Source organism: Syntrophus aciditrophicus SB, from assembly GCF_000013405.1.
GTDB lineage: Bacteria > Desulfobacterota > Syntrophia > Syntrophales > Syntrophaceae > Syntrophus > Syntrophus aciditrophicus.
This window is the reverse complement of sequence record NC_007759.1, coordinates 2,746,617-2,764,011: the sequence shown is the minus strand read 5'-3', so window position 1 is coordinate 2,764,011 and position 17,395 is coordinate 2,746,617. Positions and strand designations below refer to the sequence as shown.

The window sequence follows — 17,395 nt, the reverse complement described above, 5'->3', positions numbered from 1 at the left end:
CACGATTGAAAAAATCCCACCGGTTGATCCGGCTCATTTCGAACATCAAAAGCGAACCCTATCTCACGGTGGAGCAGCTCGTTAAGATCCACCGGATCAGCAGGGCGCAGTTTTACAAGGACAAGGCGGCGCTCGCGGAACTCGGATTCGAATTTTCCTGGGACCGCCGCCGGCGACGGTTCGTCATTTCCCGGGTTGCCTATTGCCCCGTTGAAAACCTCACGTTGAGCGAGCGTTGGGCTCTGTTGATGGCTGCCCGGCAGTTGTCGGCTTCGGGAGATTATAGCCTCAGCTTTGAGGTTCTTAACGCCGCCCGCAAACTGGCTGCCGGTTTGTCCGACCCCATAAGGGAAACGGCGGTTTCCCTCTTCAATGATCTGGTACTGAGGGAAGGGTACGGCTGCCGGAAAGAGGTCATGAACAAGATCAGTATGGCCATTTTCGAAAAACGCCGCATTATCCTCACGTACAAAAAACCCCTGGATTCGCAACCTGAACGGGAAGAACTGGACCCCTATCATCTCTTTTTTCAGGACCGCTCCCTCTATGTGGAGGGCTATGCCTGCCTTCGCCGGGATGTCCGGATGTTCCGACTGAACCGGATCAGAGACATTGCCTTCACTCCCATTCGATTTTCCATTCCCGATGATTACGACTTCGGTAAACGTTACCGGAATGCCTTTTCCGTGTTCGGGGGAACGACAACCCAGAGGGTCGTGGTGCGTTTCACCGCCCACATCCGGCCCTATATCGAAGAAACCCTCTGGCATCACAGCCAGGTCGTCACTATAGAAAATGGCGGATTCATCCGCTTCGAGGTGCAGGTCGCCGAACCCCGCGAGGTTCTCTGGTGGGCCTTCCGCTGGGGCGCCGGCGCGGAAATCCTTGAACCGGCCTGGCTCCGGGAGAAGGCGAAATGCGAAGTGGAGAAGATGGCGGGGATGTATGGGAGGGGAAGCGGGAGTGGTTGATCTGGAAGAGCAATGAGACAGTCATGATGATGGGCTGTGAGCATAAAATGGTAGTGTAAAACATTTTGTGTGAAATTTCAGGTGCCGGTGAAGGGTAGTAAAAAAGGCGCTTTTCCTTTACAAGGGTTTGTCCCCACAAACCTGAATGAAAGGAGAAAGCGCCATGAAACTGGAAGTAACGGTATCTGAGATTACGGATATATTCAAGGAGATTCAAGAGCAGCCGGGGAAATTGTTTGAGATGATTCGCTTGGATATCAGAGAGGTTGTTGGCAACTATCTTACAGAGATGATGAATGCGGAGTTGACCCATTATCTGGGAAGAGAGCCGTATGTCCGGGTGGAGGGAAAGAGAGCAAATCATCGCAATGGTTCCTATGGCCGTGGTTTTACCCTCAAAGGGATTGGTGAAGTCCATGTGGATATTCCCAGGGATCGTAACGGTGAGTTCAAGACAACCGTTATTCCTCGGAGCAAACAGTATGAAGAGGAGGTGGCCAGGGACTTCAGCATTTTATTTCTAGCCGGCGTCAGCACCAGGACCCTGTCCATGCTATCCGAGAGGCTTATAGGACGGAAGATTTCTCCGGCGGAAATCAGCAGCGCAAGCAGCGATCTCAATGAGGCCGTCGAAACGTGGCGTCGGCGGGATTTATCAGAGGAACCGGTCAAGTACCTGTTTATTGATGGCGTCCACTTCCATATGCGTATGGGAAGAACCATCGAGAGTATTCCAGTCTTGGTGGCCATCGGTGTGACGGAGACCGGGCAGAAACTGGTACTGAGTCTCCAGGCCGGGGACAAAGAATCTGCAACCTCCTGGCGGGAGTTTTTCAAAGACTTGAAATCCCGTGGAATGAAAGGAGGAAACGTCACCTTGGGGATAATGGATGGATTGCCGGGTTTGGAGGCCGTTTTCAGAGAAGAGTTTCCGCAGGCGAAAACACAGCGTTGCCAAGTCCATGTAGCCCGGAATGTCCTGGCCAAGGTATCGAAAAAGTTCAAAAAGGATGTGGCGAATGATCTGCGTTCCATCTTCTATGCACCTTCACGGGAGACGGCATGGGCATGTTTTGAAGCCTTTATAAAAAGATGGGAAAAGACGCTTCCGTCAGCAGTTGAATGCCTGAAGCGCAGCATCGACGCCTGTTTAACCTTTTTCAATTTTCCTTCCGAGGAATGGATTTCGTTAAGAACAACAAACATCATCGAACGGTTAAACAAAGAGTTTCGACGTCGGACCAAGGTCATGGAAATTGTGGCTGGAGAAACAGCATGCTATCGCATCCTGGCCTACATATCTTTAAAAATGGAATTGCATTGGAGGTCGAATCCCGTAGGAAAAGTGCGCAAGAACCTGCCTTTCTTCAAAGAGCTGGCCTATGAAAATTTCACACAAAAAAATTGACAGTACCGCATAAAATAGTATGAAAATTGAAAACTCTGTTATCCGATATCACAATGAGGAAAATTTCTTGAAATTGCATGGGAAGCCGATAATTCGGAAAGAATCGGATCAACGTATCGTTGTTCTGGACATCGAAACCACGGGGCTTATCCCGAAGCGGGGCCACTGCATCATTAAAATCGGTGCAGTGGCACTTAAAAATAATGAAATTAGTTCTAAATTTCAAAATCTTATCCTGATCCAACGTTGCACTTCCAGAATAATTGAGCTTAACTTACAAATATAGAAAATTTAACGAAAATATTTGGCAAAAGGTGATGTAGACAACATAGAAAATTATCGAAAGACAACAATAATGGAAAATATTGCACATGCTGGACAAACATTAGAAGAGCATCTTTGGGGAGTTGCTGAACTGGCTAAAGCGCATGCCGAAAAAATCAGCATGGGAAATTACGGAGAACTGATGGGACTTCTGCATGATTTTGGGAAATACAGCAGTGAATTTCAAAAGTACATTAAAGATGCAATCAGGAAGAATGACCCACAGTTTAATCCAGACGAAGACGAAGATTTTGAAGATCCGACAGTAAAAAAAGGCAAGATCGACCATTCTACTGCCGGCGCCCAGTTTCTTGGCCGCAAGAATGGTTCCTCCAATGCACATAAGCTGCTCGGGCAATTTCTTTCCCTTTGCCTGGTTTCACATCACTCGGGGCTAATCAATTGTTTGACCACCGATAATGACGGGACTTGGGATTCCTATTCGAAACGGCTGTCGAAGAATGACCATAAAACGCATCTTGAGGAATGCGCCACTAATGCTGATCATTGCATCCTTGAACGGATAGATGGGATTCTTGCAGACACATTGTTCACGAAACCTTTTGAAGAAATGTGCCGGGAAATCTTGCTTTCCTCTCCAGATAAGAATCCTTTTTCAACAGTTATCCAATTTCAATTGGGTTTACTGACGAGGATTCTCTTCAGCACGCTTATCGATGCCGATCGACAGGATACGGCGGATTCAGAAAGGTCAAAAAGCGTACAGCATCGTCAACAGGGGATGTATCGTTCGTGGGATACTTTGATTGAGCGGATAGAAAGCAAATACAAGACTTTTGTGACCAAAAACCATGTGGATAAAATCCGCAAAGAAGTATCGGAACATTGTCTTCGTGCCGCGAAGCGTCCAGAGGGATTGTTTACTCTTACAGTGCCGACCGGCGGGGGGAAGACCCTCGCTAGTCTTCGTTTCGCGTTACATCATGCAAAAGAGCATAGTATGGATAGAATCATCTATGTCATTCCATTCACGACAATTATCGATCAAAATGCTCAGGATGTGCGGGAAATCCTTGAACCGAAAGAGTGCCCCGAAGATGCCGGTAAGATTGTTCTCGAACACCATTCGAACATCGGAGCGGATGTGCAGAGCTGGAAAGAAAAACTTATAACAGAAAATTGGGATGCGCCGGTTGTCTTCACTACGATGGTTCAATTCCTGGAAACTGTGTTCGGAGCTGGTACCCGTGGTGCAAGGCGCATGCACCAGCTCGCAAAAGCCGTGATTGTATTCGACGAAATTCAAACACTGCCAATAAAATGCGTCCATATGTTTAACAACGTCATAAATTTCCTGGTTAATCAGTGTGGAAGCACCGTTGTTCTCTGCACGGCCACCCAGCCACTTTTGGGTTCAGTCGATGTAAAGAAAGGTACTCTCAAGCTGACGGAAGAGAATGAGCTTATGCCGGATGTTGACAAACTCTTTGCTGATTTGAAACGGGTTTATGTTCATGACTATCGCAAATCTGCTGGTTGGAGTTATCCGGAGATAGCCGCGCTTGCCATTGAGCAGGTCAAGAAGGACGGCAGCTGCCTCGTCGTGGTCAATATAAAGAAGGCTGCCCGGCTGATTTTTGAGGAAGTGCAAAATCCCGACTTTGAAGCATTTCATCTGAGCACGGGGATGTGTCCTACTCATCGGAAGAAAACTCTAAAAGCTATACACCGGAAACTTGCGGAGAAAGAACCTGTTCTATGTATCAGCACACAGCTGATTGAAGCAGGCGTCAACATAGATTTTCGGTCAGTTATCAGAATGCTCGCCGGACTCGATTCCATTACCCAAGCGGCGGGACGGTGTAATCGCCACGGCAGTTCGGAACTTGGCAGTGTGTTTATCGTGAATCCGGCTGAGGAGAACCTTGAGTTTCTGAAGGACATAGCTGTCGGCAAAGAAAAGTCAAATCGCGTTCTTGATGATTACAGAGATAATCCATCGAAATATGACAGCGATGTCATCGGTCCCAAGATGCTCGAATGGTACTATCAAAATTACTTTTATGAACGAAAAGATGCCATGGATTATCCTGTTTATGCAGGTCGCAATGATTCCCTTTTGAACCTACTTTCCTCCAATAGCAATGTCGTAAGCGAATACGGACGAGTTCAAAAAATTCTACCGGAAATATTCCTTCGTCAATCCTTTATGACCGCGGCAAAACTGTTTAAATCGATTGATGCCCCAACACGAAGTGTTCTTGTCCGCTATGGCGATGAAGGGAAAGAATTGGTAAATCAGCTTTGTGCCGCCTTTGAAGTGGATAAGCAATACGCGCTTATTAAAAAAGCGCAGCAATATTCCGTAAATCTGTTTCCATACGAATTTGAAAAACTGGCAGTGCAGGATGCCCTGTATCGAGTACAGGAAGACACGCAGATATTCTACCTTGATGACAGGTATTACAGTGAAACATTTGGAATTTCCATGGATATAATCAATAAGGAGGTTTTTCTGAATGCATGAAACGGCAAAAAACACTATTGAATTCAAGCTATGGGGGCGGTTTGCACTTTTTACTGATCCACTTACCAAAATCGGCGGTGAGAAGTGTTCTTACCATGTGCCGACCTATGAAGCTCTGAAGGGTGTCTGTAAATCGATCTATTGGAAACCTACGATCATCTGGGTGATTGATGCGGTACGGGTGATAAGGCGGATTCGCACGCAGACCAAAGGAACAAAGCCTCTTGAGTACAACGGTAGAAACACACTTGCGATCTACACATTTCTAACAGGATTTGATGAAAATGAAAAAGATGTAAATAGGAAGCATGGTGTGGAATATCAGGTCCGGGCTCATTTTGAATGGAATAAGTGCAATAAATTATTGGAAAAAGATCGAGTTGACGGCAAGCACTTTGCCATCGCCAAGCGGATGCTTGAGTTGGGTGGGCGGCAGGACGTCTTCCTAGGTACCCGCGACTGTCAGGGATATGTGGAGCCATGTATCTTCGGTGAAGGTGAAGGAGCTTATGATGCGATTGATGAAATCGGTTATGGGTTGATGTTTCATGGTTTTGATTATCCAGATGAAACAGGAATAAATAACCTGTATGCCCGGTTCTGGTATCCGAAGCTAAAAAAAGGGGTGCTGACTTTTGAAAGACCGGAAAATTGTAAGCCAGAGCTTAAGAAATTTGTGCGAGAGATGGTCCCAAAGACCTTTGGCACCGAAAATATCAAATCGGTTGATGTGGAAACTGAGGAGCTGGGGGTGTTGGAATGAGTTGGATAGAGAAGCTGTATGAAACTAGTGTGGAAATTGGCAAAATGCAATTAAGTGGTCCTGATCGGCCCTGGCCAGTTTCCCACGTGGCAAAAAAGGCTCATGTTGAAGTTACACTTGGAAGTAAGGGCGATTTCAGACGAATCCGTGCTTTAAGTTTCGATGAATCCTTAACAATTATTCCCGTAACTGAATCTTCAGCAAATCGAACGAGCAATGACGCACCACATCCTCTTTGTGAGGAATTAAGCTATTGTGCTGCCGATCTTCCCAACAGAAAAGAAAAAAGATTCAAGGAATTTATTGAATTAATGGACCAGTGGGCGGAATCTGAAGAATTCTCACACCCAAAAGTTAAGGCTGTTCGGAATTATCTCAAGAATGATGGGAAGTTATATACGGTTCTTTGTAAAAATAACTTGCTGCCTTTTAAAACTGTAAATCCAAAAGGGAAGAAAACGCCTGTAGAAGATAAAAAGGTGTTTGTCAGGTGGTGTATTGAAGAGTCAGGGAAACCTCACTCGGGGACATGGGAAGACGAAAGCCTGATTGAATCATGGATTAATTTCGATGCAAGTCAAAATATGCCCAATAAAGAAAATCAATCACTGTGCATGCTTTCAGGGGCAAGTGTCCGCATTGCAAAAGGACATCATCGCTTTTTGCGAACGCCAGATGATGGAGCAAAACTCCTTTCATCAAATGATTTAGAAGGATTCACTTTTCGGGGACGTTTTACTGACGTGAAAAATGATTCGGGAAAGCAGGCTTGTACCGTCGGATATGTTGAAAGTCAAAAAGCACACAATGCTTTAAGATGGCTCATTGCAAGGCAAAAATACCATAAAATTGAAGATGAATTTGTGAGATGTTTTGTGACGTGGGCCGTTAGATGTAAGCCTATCCCTGATCCATGTGCCAACTCCTTGGATTTTCTTGGTGATGAATTCAAAATAAACGATACCGCGACCCCGCAAGATGGAGATGTCGGGCAATCTTTCGCGCTTCGCTTTAATAAAAAACTTGCCGGGTACAAGGCCAATATTTCCGACACGGAAGACATCGTCGTAATGGGCTTGGATTCCGCTACACCGGGACGCATGGCAATTACCTATTATCGGGAATTAACCGGTTCTGAATTCCTTGAACGTATAGAGAAATGGCATTCTGATTTTTCTTGGTTTCAAAATTACGGTAGGGATAAAAGATTTTTAGGGGCTCCGTCCCCAAAAGATATCGCATGGTGTTCATATGCTAAAAGAATTGGTGAAAACTCGGAATTAAGGGTTGACATCAAGCTTCTCAATGCCACCGTGGAGCGTTTACTGCCTTCGATAGTTGATGGTAGACCGGTTCCTCGTGATCTTATTGAGCAGAGTGTCCGCCGCGTTTCGAACCGGGCCGGTCTCGAACCATGGGAGTTCGAAAAATGTCTTGGCATAGCATGCTCATTATTTAAAGGATTTTACAACGATAGGAGGTACAGCATGGCTCTTGAAGAAGAAAGAACTTCGCGGGATTACCTTTATGGCCGATTGCTCGCGTTGGCGGATCAAATTGAGTGGCGGGCTCTACGACTTGCTAACGAAAAGAGGGGAACTACAGCATCGCGGCTTATGCAGCGTTTTTCTGACAGACCGTTTTCAACATGGAAAAATATTGAGGAAGCTCTAAAGCCATACAAGGATAGGATACGTGCAAAGTATCCTGGCTTGCTTGATGGCTATGAAGAGCTGCTTGATGCAATTCATTCTAAAATTCTATCTGCCAATTACATTACTGACACGAGACTTACAGGCGAATACTTGCTTGGTTATCACTGTCAAAGACAATGGTTCCGTGATCATAAGCGGGAGAAAGGTCAATGGATATTAAAATCGGCTGACGATGTGGAAAATCAGGAAGCGGATTTCGAAGAATAATAAAGACAAAAGGAGAAATACATATGGCTACGTTAAGCAAGAAAATCGATTTCGCAATCATAATGAGTGTAAAAAATGCCAATCCTAATGGAGATCCGTTAAATGGAAACCGTCCCCGTACCGATTATGAAGGGCTCGGCGAGATTACTGATGTATGTCTCAAACGTAAAATCCGTGATCGTTTGGTTGAGCAGTACGTCTCACTGAAAAATGAAGAAGAAAAGAAGGGGCAAGCTATCTTTGTGCAATCCGATGATCGAAAAATTGACGGAGAGACCAGTCTTCGAAATCGTGCAGAATCAGAGAAAAATGGCTTGGGTAAGAAGGCTTTTGGAGCTAATGCGAAAAAAGATGAGACAGCAAAATCAGCCTGTGAGAAGTGGTTTGACGTTCGTGCATTCGGACAGGTATTCGCTTTTGGCAAAGGAAATGATGCTGATGGCGTGTCTATTCCCGTTCGTGGACCTGTTACAATTCAGTCTGCATTTAGCAGAGATCTTGTAAGTATTTCAAGCACTCAAATAACAAAAAGCGTAAGCGGTGAAGGTGATGGAAAGAAGAGAAGTTCCGACACCATGGGCATGAAGCATCGCGTTGACAGAGGAATTTATGTTACTTACGGAACTATGAACCCTCAACTTGCTGAACGCACTGGGTTTTCAGATAAAGATGCCGCAGTTATTAAAGCGATTCTTCCAAAGATTTTCGAAAATGATGCCTCCTCGGCACGCCCGGAAGGCTCGATGGAAGTGGTTAAAGTGCTTTGGTGGCAACACAACAGCAAATCCGGAGACTATTCGTCCGCAAAGGTTCACAGATCTCTGAAGGTTAATCCTGATGGATCTTACATCATTGAACCTCTTAACGGTTTGGTTCCTGAAGAGATTGCTGGATTTTAATTTGGCAAGGTACCGTAAAGGCCGCTCTATCACTTGAGGTCATCAGTTGGGTTCCGAATCCGGGAATGTGATGCCATGTTCGACGAAGATGACTTAATCATGATTTCCGCTCTTCAGCATTACTGCTTCTGCCCTCGCCAGTGTGCTCTGATCCATATTGAACAGGCCTGGTCGGAAAACCGTCTGACTGCCGAAGGGCGGTTGATGCATGAGCGGGCGCATGAGGAGGGTGAGGAATCACGCGGGGATCTACGCATCGCGCGAGCCGTGATGTTGAGATCCTTTCGTTTAGGTCTGATCGGCATGGCTGACGTGGTGGAATTTCATCGGATGGAAGACGGCCGATGGCAGCCTTTCCCGGTGGAATACAAGCGTGGCAAACCCAAAATGGACGACTGCGATAAGGTGCAACTCTGCGCCCAGGCGATTTGTCTGGAGGAGATGTTGAGTGTGGAAATTCCGGGCGGGGCGCTGTTTTACGGCAAAACACGCCGCCGTCTGGATGTCGCCTTTGATGCAGACCTGCGTCGGAAAACAGAAGCGATAGCGCGGCAGACTCATGAACTGATCGCATCAGGAAGGACACCCCCTCCGGCCTATGGAAAATACTGCGAAAGCTGTTCGCTTATTGAAGGATGTCTGCCCAAAAAAATGCAGAAAAAACGTCCGGTCAAGGCTTATTTGTCCAGGATGCTGAGTGATCCATGAAAAAACATCTCAATACTCTTTTTGTGACAACCCAGGGTGCTTACCTATCTAAAGAAGGAGAAACGGTGGTTGTCAAGGTGGACCGGGAAGTCCGCCTTCGCGTTCCGGTGCATACTTTAGGAGGAATCGTCTGCTTTGGCAATATTGGTTGCAGCCCTTATCTGATGGGATTTTGCGCTGAAAAAAGTGTCTGCATCAGTTTCTTGTCTGAACGTGGCCGATTCCTGGCGAGGGTTCAGGGGCCTGTTTCCGGCAATGTCTTGCTTCGCAGGGAACAATACCGACGCGCCGATGATCCTGAATTTTCGGCGATCATGGCCAGGTATGTGCTCACCGGAAAAATTGCCAATTGTCGCACCGTCTTGCAGCGGGCGCTTAGAGATCATCAGGAGAAAATCAATGCCGATTCTGTGCGGCAGGCGGTGGATCATCTGGGACGATGCCTGACCTCGCTCGGGCGGGAAAAATCGTTGGATAACCTGAGAGGAATCGAGGGAGATGCTGCGCATCGATATTTCAGTGTGTTCAATGAGTTGATATTGATGCAGAAGGATGCATTCATATTTGACGAACGGAACCGTCGACCCCCGCTTGATCCGATGAATTGCCTTCTTTCCTTTGCTTATACCCTGTTGGTGCACGACATCCGTTCAGCTTTGGAAGCGGTTGGACTAGATCCGGCTGTAGGTTATCTCCATCGGGATCGGCCCGGCAGACCGGGGCTTGCGCTGGATATCATGGAAGAATTCCGTCCTTTTATCGTGGACAGGCTGGTATTGTCTCTCGTTAATCTCCGGAAAGTACAGGCAAAAGGTTTTAAGAAATCCGAATCCGGCGCGGTTCAGATGGATGATGATACACGCCGGACATTGCTGGTTTCATATCAGGAACGTAAGCAGGAGGAGATGCTTCATCCTTTTCTTGGTGAAAGGACAACCTTTGGGTTGTTATTTCACGTTCAGGCGATGCTGCTTGCGAGGTACTTACGTGGTGATCTGGACGGGTATCCGCCATTCATTTATAGATAAAAGAATACCGATTTTGAACATTACTTAACAAACAGGTAACGAAAAATGATGGTTGTTGTCAGTTATGATGTGGCTAAGTTGGATACTGGTGGAGCCAGGCGATTGCGCCGTATAGCAAAGACCTGCCAGAATTATGGCCAAAGAGTTCAATATTCTGTTTTTGAGTGCATTGTTGATCCCGCACAATGGACACTATTTCGGAAGAGTTTGATTGATGAAATAAATCCCGAGGAAGACAGTTTGAGATTTTATTTTTTGGGATCGAATTGGCGACGGCGTGTTGAACATGTTGGCGCGAAGAAAACCATTGATCAGGAAGGTCCCCTTGTTATTTAAGCCGGCGCGAACATCAAGCTGTCATAATCTTGCATGGGAGTTCGCGGATGAAATAAGTAATTGATATTACGGATATTAAAAAGGATCATTAATCTTATTGTACACTAAATAAGTCTATCCTCTTACCATTCGCGGAAAGTCCTTGAAAAGCATCCTTAAAATCTCAATTTAAATGTAAACAGTCGCCCCCCATGCGGGGGCGTGGATTGAAACTTTCGGTGGTGCCGGGACTCGGTGTGGCGGGAGTGGTCGCCCCCCATGCGGGGGCGTGGATTGAAACTACAAGCACGCCCACGGCTGGAGCAATCGGCTGGTAGCGTCGCCCCCCATGCGGGGGCGTGGATTGAAACGAGGAAAAACCGATTGGGGAAGGTACCGGTTACACGTCGCCCCCCATGCGGGGGCGTGGATTGAAACGACCTTTAATGCCAGCAGCAACATCGAAGCTTACCGTCGCCCCCCATGCGGGGGCGTGGATTGAAACGTCATGGCCGTAGACATCGCCCAGGTTGCGGACGCGTCGCCCCCCATGCGGGGGCGTGGATTGAAACTGTCTTTGCCGCCCAGGTCAGACATCCGGAAAGAGTCGCCCCCCATGCGGGGGCGTGGATTGAAACATCTTTATTCGCCGCCCAGGACGACTCGATATGGTCGCCCCCCATGCGGGGGCGTGGATTGAAACGGTCGCGTCGGATATCTCCACGATTGAGTGGGACGTCGCCCCCCATGCGGGGGCGTGGATTGAAACCCCGCCCGTGGGAATAGAAGTCGATGGTGTATCGGTCGCCCCCCATGCGGGGGCGTGGATTGAAACTAAAATGTAGTCAACGGTAGTCAACAGGCAAGGTCGCCCCCCATGCGGGGGCGTGGATTGAAACAGCCCACCCTGACCCTGGATTGGGAGCGGGTCCGTGTCGCCCCCCATGCGGGGGCGTGGATTGAAACCCTTAAGGGCTCTGTAAAATAAATTGAATCCATCGTCGCCCCCCATGCGGGGGCGTGGATTGAAACGGGAAATTTGATAGGAAACGACTTACCCACAAATGTCGCCCCCCATGCGGGGGCGTGGATTGAAACGGATTGGTGAATTAATACACATAATTCTTGACAATGTCGCCCCCCATGCGGGGGCGTGGATTGAAACGGCGAGATCGAGATCGGCAAGGGCAAAACGGCCAGAGTCGCCCCCCATGCGGGGGCGTGGATTGAAACCTTCAGGAGCTTATATGTCCTGGCCTTCCCAAAGGTCGCCCCCCATGCGGGGGCGTGGATTGAAACCTCCTGTTTGCTTTCGATGACTATCTTATAAACGTCGCCCCCCATGCGGGGGCGTGGATTGAAACCCGCATATGTCCGGACGCTGGCAGAGGTTGTTAAGTCGCCCCCCATGCGGGGGCGTGGATTGAAACTTTTTTTGGGTTAGTGAAATAGGGCTTGATGAAAGTCGCCCCCCATGCGGGGGCGTGGATTGAAACATCTAAACCCTCTTTGATACGGCCCTAACGCCAGGTCGCCCCCCATGCGGGGGCGTGGATTGAAACGAGCAAAGCCCGAACCGGCAAGCGTTTCCGAAGAAGTCGCCCCCCATGCGGGGGCGTGGATTGAAACTATGATGAAGCCAGCCGAAACCGAGGGACTTATGTCGCCCCCCATGCGGGGGCGTGGATTGAAACAGGCATAACCCCTGCCAACATAGGCGGCTTGCTGTCGCCCCCCATGCGGGGGCGTGGATTGAAACCTAAGGAATACTGGAACCTGAAAAATGAAGGCAAGTCGCCCCCCATGCGGGGGCGTGGATTGAAACGCATTGTTCAGGGTATGAAAATGCGTATTCCTGTGTCGCCCCCCATGCGGGGGCGTGGATTGAAACGCAACACCCCCTAAAGACCGTGGCCACCGGGCTGCCGTCGCCCCCCATGCGGGGGCGTGGATTGAAACTAGCAAATCAAACCAGTGATGTCCTGATGCGCTAGTCGCCCCCCATGCGGGGGCGTGGATTGAAACGGGCAATGAGGGCAAAGGTCGCTGATAGCTTTGAGTCGCCCCCCATGCGGGGGCGTGGATTGAAACTATGATGAAGCCAGCCGAAACCGAGGGACTTATGTCGCCCCCCATGCGGGGGCGTGGATTGAAACCAGATAACGAGCCTGCGCCTGCGGATCGGGGAATGTCGCCCCCCATGCGGGGGCGTGGATTGAAACTGGCTACCGGCGACTTGTGGCTCTTTTTTGATTACGGTCGCCCCCCATGCGGGGGCGTGGATTGAAACTGGCTACCGGCGACTTGTGGCTCTTTTTTGATTACGGTCGCCCCCCATGCGGGGGCGTGGATTGAAACAATCTGCCGCCCTTTGGCAAGGTAAGATCGAAAAAGTCGCCCCCCATGCGGGGGCGTGGATTGAAACATCCCGATAGGACTGTGAAAGCAGTCCGAGCCTCGTCGCCCCCCATGCGGGGGCGTGGATTGAAACAAGGCAAATGTCACGATTGCGGCAAAGACCTGGAGTCGCCCCCCATGCGGGGGCGTGGATTGAAACGACTCCCTGCCCGTCCACCAATAGAAAGGAACGCGTCGCCCCCCATGCGGGGGCGTGGATTGAAACAGGGGGAGAAAACAACAGCGGACGGGAGAGACATGTCGCCCCCCATGCGGGGGCGTGGATTGAAACCGCCCAGATCAGACCGATGTAACTGTCCGCCATTGTCGCCCCCCATGCGGGGGCGTGGATTGAAACGCAATGATGAAGCTGTCCAATACCAAATCTCGGTGTCGCCCCCCATGCGGGGGCGTGGATTGAAACATATCGGATGTTGACGAAGGGCGCAAACGTGAAGGGTCGCCCCCCATGCGGGGGCGTGGATTGAAACGGATCGGTCTCGGCCACATCCGCAGACACCATCGTCGCCCCCCATGCGGGGGCGTGGATTGAAACTGAAAATTCAGCCTGGAGGAACGCCGCTCAACATGTCGCCCCCCATGCGGGGGCGTGGATTGAAACTGGATGCAAACCTGCTAAACAAAAAAGCAATGTGGTCGCCCCCCATGCGGGGGCGTGGATTGAAACCTCAGGGCGGCAATGCCGCAATGATTGTGAATTGTCGCCCCCCATGCGGGGGCGTGGATTGAAACCGAAACCGACGCCCAACTCGCCCAAGCTGACAGCTGTCGCCCCCCATGCGGGGGCGTGGATTGAAACGTTGCGCTGCGGCTAAAACAGGCGATGGACGCCAAGTCGCCCCCCATGCGGGGGCGTGGATTGAAACCGTCAACGCTCATCTTGCCGGTGTCCCGATAGAGTCGCCCCCCATGCGGGGGCGTGGATTGAAACTCCAGACAGTAGGTTGCTGTATCCCAGATATTCGTCGCCCCCCATGCGGGGGCGTGGATTGAAACAGCTTAAAACGGAAGGATCGGAACGGATCGCCATGTCGCCCCCCATGCGGGGGCGTGGATTGAAACTATCCCCTTCAGACCGGGCCAAAGGAGGCACAGGACGTCGCCCCCCATGCGGGGGCGTGGATTGAAACCCTTCTGCTTCCCCTGACCGACCGGGAACAGGGGCGTCGCCCCCCATGCGGGGGCGTGGATTGAAACTACAATGCCACCTGGCGCACGATAGCCGCCCTCTCGTCGCCCCCCATGCGGGGGCGTGGATTGAAACAATGGGCAATATAACTCAGTAACCCTTAACCCATGTCGCCCCCCATGCGGGGGCGTGGATTGAAACCCCTGCCTACCTCAGGAGACGATGAGAGGAATCAATAGTCGCCCCCCATGCGGGGGCGTGGATTGAAACTGAATCATGTCATCAACCCTGCGGTTACGAATAGTCGCCCCCCATGCGGGGGCGTGGATTGAAACCAGAACGCAACGGCGCGGGAATAACGACGATAAAGTCGCCCCCCATGCGGGGGCGTGGATTGAAACTTTGCTCCCCGTCTGGTTGCAAGCCGGTTCAATGTCGCCCCCCATGCGGGGGCGTGGATTGAAACTTCGATGCAGTCCGCGCACATGCCCTGATATTCGCGTCGCCCCCCATGCGGGGGCGTGGATTGAAACTAATACGGTTGCGATTTCTTCCGCGCTGTCATCGTCGCCCCCCATGCGGGGGCGTGGATTGAAACTGGACAACAATGCGGAAAAATGATTCCCTGGCCAGTCGCCCCCCATGCGGGGGCGTGGATTGAAACCGGAAATGATAACCGTTCAGGATATAGGGATAGGGTCGCCCCCCATGCGGGGGCGTGGATTGAAACCGAATTGCATAGGCTCACCTCAATGTGTCATCCGGGTCGCCCCCCATGCGGGGGCGTGGATTGAAACTCCCTGCAATACGGAACCGAGGACAAGCTGGAGCATGTCGCCCCCCATGCGGGGGCGTGGATTGAAACCGAGAATCAATTCCCGAAGGAACTGACGTTAATGTCGCCCCCCATGCGGGGGCGTGGATTGAAACCTTGAGGGTCAATGTCTCCCCTCTGCAATCTAATGTCGCCCCCCATGCGGGGGCGTGGATTGAAACCCCAAAACGGGCATAGAAATCAGCCGTAGCGGAGTCGCCCCCCATGCGGGGGCGTGGATTGAAACCTTATGGGGGTGGGAAGCGCCCAGGGGAGACAATGTCGCCCCCCATGCGGGGGCGTGGATTGAAACCGGGCTTCCATGCCATTTGTTGGCCCCTCTATGCATGTCGCCCCCCATGCGGGGGCGTGGATTGAAACTACCATATTAATATGACATTGCTTATTAGTCAAGGTCGCCCCCCATGCGGGGGCGTGGATTGAAACGTCAGTCAAATAAGCCCCGTCCTCAGTTATGAGAGTCGCCCCCCATGCGGGGGCGTGGATTGAAACCTGTCGATCTGCCGCAGGGTGCGGATTGCAAACCGTCGCCCCCCATGCGGGGGCGTGGATTGAAACCCGCATATCGGGCAAATCCTTGGCTCTTTGCATCGTCGCCCCCCATGCGGGGGCGTGGATTGAAACGCTTATCAGGAGTCTGGCAACCGAACCTCTATCGTCGCCCCCCATGCGGGGGCGTGGATTGAAACGTCCGCGTTACTCGGTCGATGTGCCGTTGCGCCGTGTCGCCCCCCATGCGGGGGCGTGGATTGAAACCGCTGTGACCCCACGGATTCAGCCGATGCAGGCGTGTCGCCCCCCATGCGGGGGCGTGGATTGAAACCCTTGATTTACATGCCCTACAAACTCGAGGCACGTCGCCCCCCATGCGGGGGCGTGGATTGAAACGTTGTCTAAAATCCAAATCGTAGAGGTGAATTATGTCGCCCCCCATGCGGGGGCGTGGATTGAAACGTTGTCTAAAATCCAAATCGTAGAGGTGAATTATGTCGCCCCCCATGCGGGGGCGTGGATTGAAACGTTGTCTAAAATCCAAATCGTAGAGGTGAATTATGTCGCCCCCCATGCGGGGGCGTGGATTGAAACCGTCGTATTGGGATTTCCTTCCCGGAGGGGTTCCGGGTCGCCCCCCATGCGGGGGCGTGGATTGAAACATAACTGGAAACAACACAACATGGGAGGTAAATAAGTCGCCCCCCATGCGGGGGCGTGGATTGAAACAAAGCACGCCGCTCCGGATGCATACAAGCACTATGTCGCCCCCCATGCGGGGGCGTGGATTGAAACGCATTGATAAAACATGAATTAACCAAGAGGGGATGTCGCCCCCCATGCGGGGGCGTGGATTGAAACAGAAATCACAAGAAAGGGAGAATCATCATGGGTGTCGCCCCCCATGCGGGGGCGTGGATTGATGTTTCTGCCCAAGGGACGGTTAAGATCAGCCCGGTCCACATCAGCCAGCCTCCAGAAAAACAAAGGGGGTTGATTCCCGAAAGAACCAACCCCCTTTTTCATGAAGGAAAGCGAATGCTCAAATTATGGTGCCGAAGGCCGGACTTGAACCGGCACGGTCATGAACCACTACCCCCTCAAGATAGCGTGTCTACCAGATTCCACCACTTCGGCATGTTACTGGAATTCCAGACGTTTCCTGAAAAGTCCTGCGTACTTCCGGAATCCTGTTTTATGGAGCAACCTGCAATCGGAGCGTAGGCTAACTTAACTCCGATGATTTTGTCAATACGAAAAGATGGTTTTGGGTGCTTTTTCTCAAAGCGTCTTTCCTCATTTCGCCGGTTGAGTCGTTGTCGGCGAAGCCGGAGCGCTGCTGGAAGCCGGAGCGCTGCTGGAAGCCGGAGCAGTTGCAGCCGGAGCTGACGGTAATGGCGCAGGCGCGGACACCGGTTTTTCGGCAGCGGGTCGGGATGCCCCTTCCATGAGCGAGGAAGTTTTGTTTACCGACGTATACGACAGCGAAAGCGATGTCAGCATGAAGACGATGGCGACTGCAGTCGTCATTTTGCCGAGAAAGGTTCCTGCTCCGCTGCTGCCGAAGACGGTCTGACTGGAGCCGCCGAAAGCCGCTCCCATATTGGCGCCCTTGCCGGCCTGGAGAAGAACGACCAGGACAAGAACGAAACAGGACAGAATATGTAAAATGTTAATCAGAATGTGCACGATTTT

The 17,395-nt window shown here is 50.8% G+C and carries 11 protein-coding genes, 1 tRNA gene and 1 CRISPR repeat array; of the genes, 10 read left to right on the top strand and 2 right to left on the bottom strand.

Annotated features, from left to right (window positions below):
- The first annotated feature begins 5 nt into the window (after positions 1-5).
- The 10 genes from SYN_RS15480 to cas2 all read left to right on the top strand — a co-directional run bounded on the left by SYN_RS15480 (position 6) and on the right by cas2 (position 10,847).
- The gene (locus SYN_RS15480; protein ID WP_049749996.1) at positions 6-971 is read left to right on the top strand and encodes a helix-turn-helix transcriptional regulator; all 966 of its coding nucleotides are present in this window, start codon (positions 6-8) and stop codon (positions 969-971) included.
- A gap of 163 nt (positions 972-1,134) precedes the next feature.
- Positions 1,135-2,379, top strand: a complete 1,245-nt coding sequence (locus tag SYN_RS12940; protein ID WP_237671296.1) for an IS256 family transposase — start codon at positions 1,135-1,137, stop codon at positions 2,377-2,379.
- A gap of 19 nt (positions 2,380-2,398) precedes the next feature.
- Positions 2,399-2,665, top strand: coding sequence for an exonuclease domain-containing protein (locus tag SYN_RS17120; protein WP_011418641.1), 267 nt, complete (start codon positions 2,399-2,401; stop codon positions 2,663-2,665).
- A gap of 69 nt (positions 2,666-2,734) precedes the next feature.
- Positions 2,735-5,191, top strand: a complete 2,457-nt coding sequence (locus SYN_RS12930) for a CRISPR-associated helicase/endonuclease Cas3 (RefSeq protein WP_041585115.1) — start codon at positions 2,735-2,737, stop codon at positions 5,189-5,191.
- Entirely contained in the window at positions 5,184-5,954 is a 771-nt protein-coding gene (gene cas5c, locus SYN_RS12925) for a type I-C CRISPR-associated protein Cas5c (protein WP_011418639.1), read from the top strand. Before SYN_RS12930 ends, cas5c begins: the two co-directional genes overlap by 8 nt.
- Entirely contained in the window at positions 5,951-7,876 is a 1,926-nt protein-coding gene (cas8c, locus tag SYN_RS12920) for a type I-C CRISPR-associated protein Cas8c/Csd1 (RefSeq protein WP_011418638.1), read from the top strand. The genes cas5c and cas8c overlap by 4 nt, the downstream gene beginning before the upstream one ends.
- Positions 7,877-7,899: 23 nt before the next feature.
- Positions 7,900-8,775, top strand: coding sequence for a type I-C CRISPR-associated protein Cas7/Csd2 (cas7c, locus tag SYN_RS12915; protein ID WP_011418637.1), 876 nt, complete (start codon positions 7,900-7,902; stop codon positions 8,773-8,775).
- A 75-nt stretch (positions 8,776-8,850) separates the two neighbouring features.
- Complete coding sequence (gene cas4, locus SYN_RS12910) at positions 8,851-9,483, top strand: CRISPR-associated protein Cas4 (protein WP_041585114.1); 633 nt, start codon at positions 8,851-8,853, stop codon at positions 9,481-9,483.
- Positions 9,480-10,511: a type I-C CRISPR-associated endonuclease Cas1c gene (gene cas1c, locus SYN_RS12905; RefSeq protein WP_011418635.1), complete on the top strand. Its 1,032-nt coding sequence runs from the start codon at positions 9,480-9,482 to the stop codon at positions 10,509-10,511. The genes cas4 and cas1c overlap by 4 nt, the downstream gene beginning before the upstream one ends.
- A 45-nt stretch (positions 10,512-10,556) precedes the next feature.
- Positions 10,557-10,847: a CRISPR-associated endonuclease Cas2 gene (gene cas2 / locus SYN_RS12900; protein WP_011418634.1), complete on the top strand. Its 291-nt coding sequence runs from the start codon at positions 10,557-10,559 to the stop codon at positions 10,845-10,847.
- A 181-nt stretch (positions 10,848-11,028) separates the two neighbouring features.
- A CRISPR array of direct repeats spans positions 11,029-16,626; the repeat unit is 32 nt; unit sequence GTCGCCCCCCATGCGGGGGCGTGGATTGAAAC.
- A gap of 124 nt (positions 16,627-16,750) precedes the next feature.
- On the opposite strand, the gene SYN_RS12895 is transcribed toward cas2, so the two are convergent.
- Together SYN_RS12895 and secG are read right to left on the bottom strand one after the other, a co-directional pair.
- Positions 16,751-16,837: transfer RNA gene (locus SYN_RS12895), tRNA-Leu, on the bottom strand.
- Positions 16,838-16,996: 159 nt separating this feature from the next.
- Positions 16,997-17,389, bottom strand: coding sequence for a preprotein translocase subunit SecG (gene secG / locus SYN_RS12890; protein ID WP_011418624.1), 393 nt, complete (start codon positions 17,387-17,389; stop codon positions 16,997-16,999).
- Positions 17,390-17,395 lie beyond the last annotated feature (6 nt).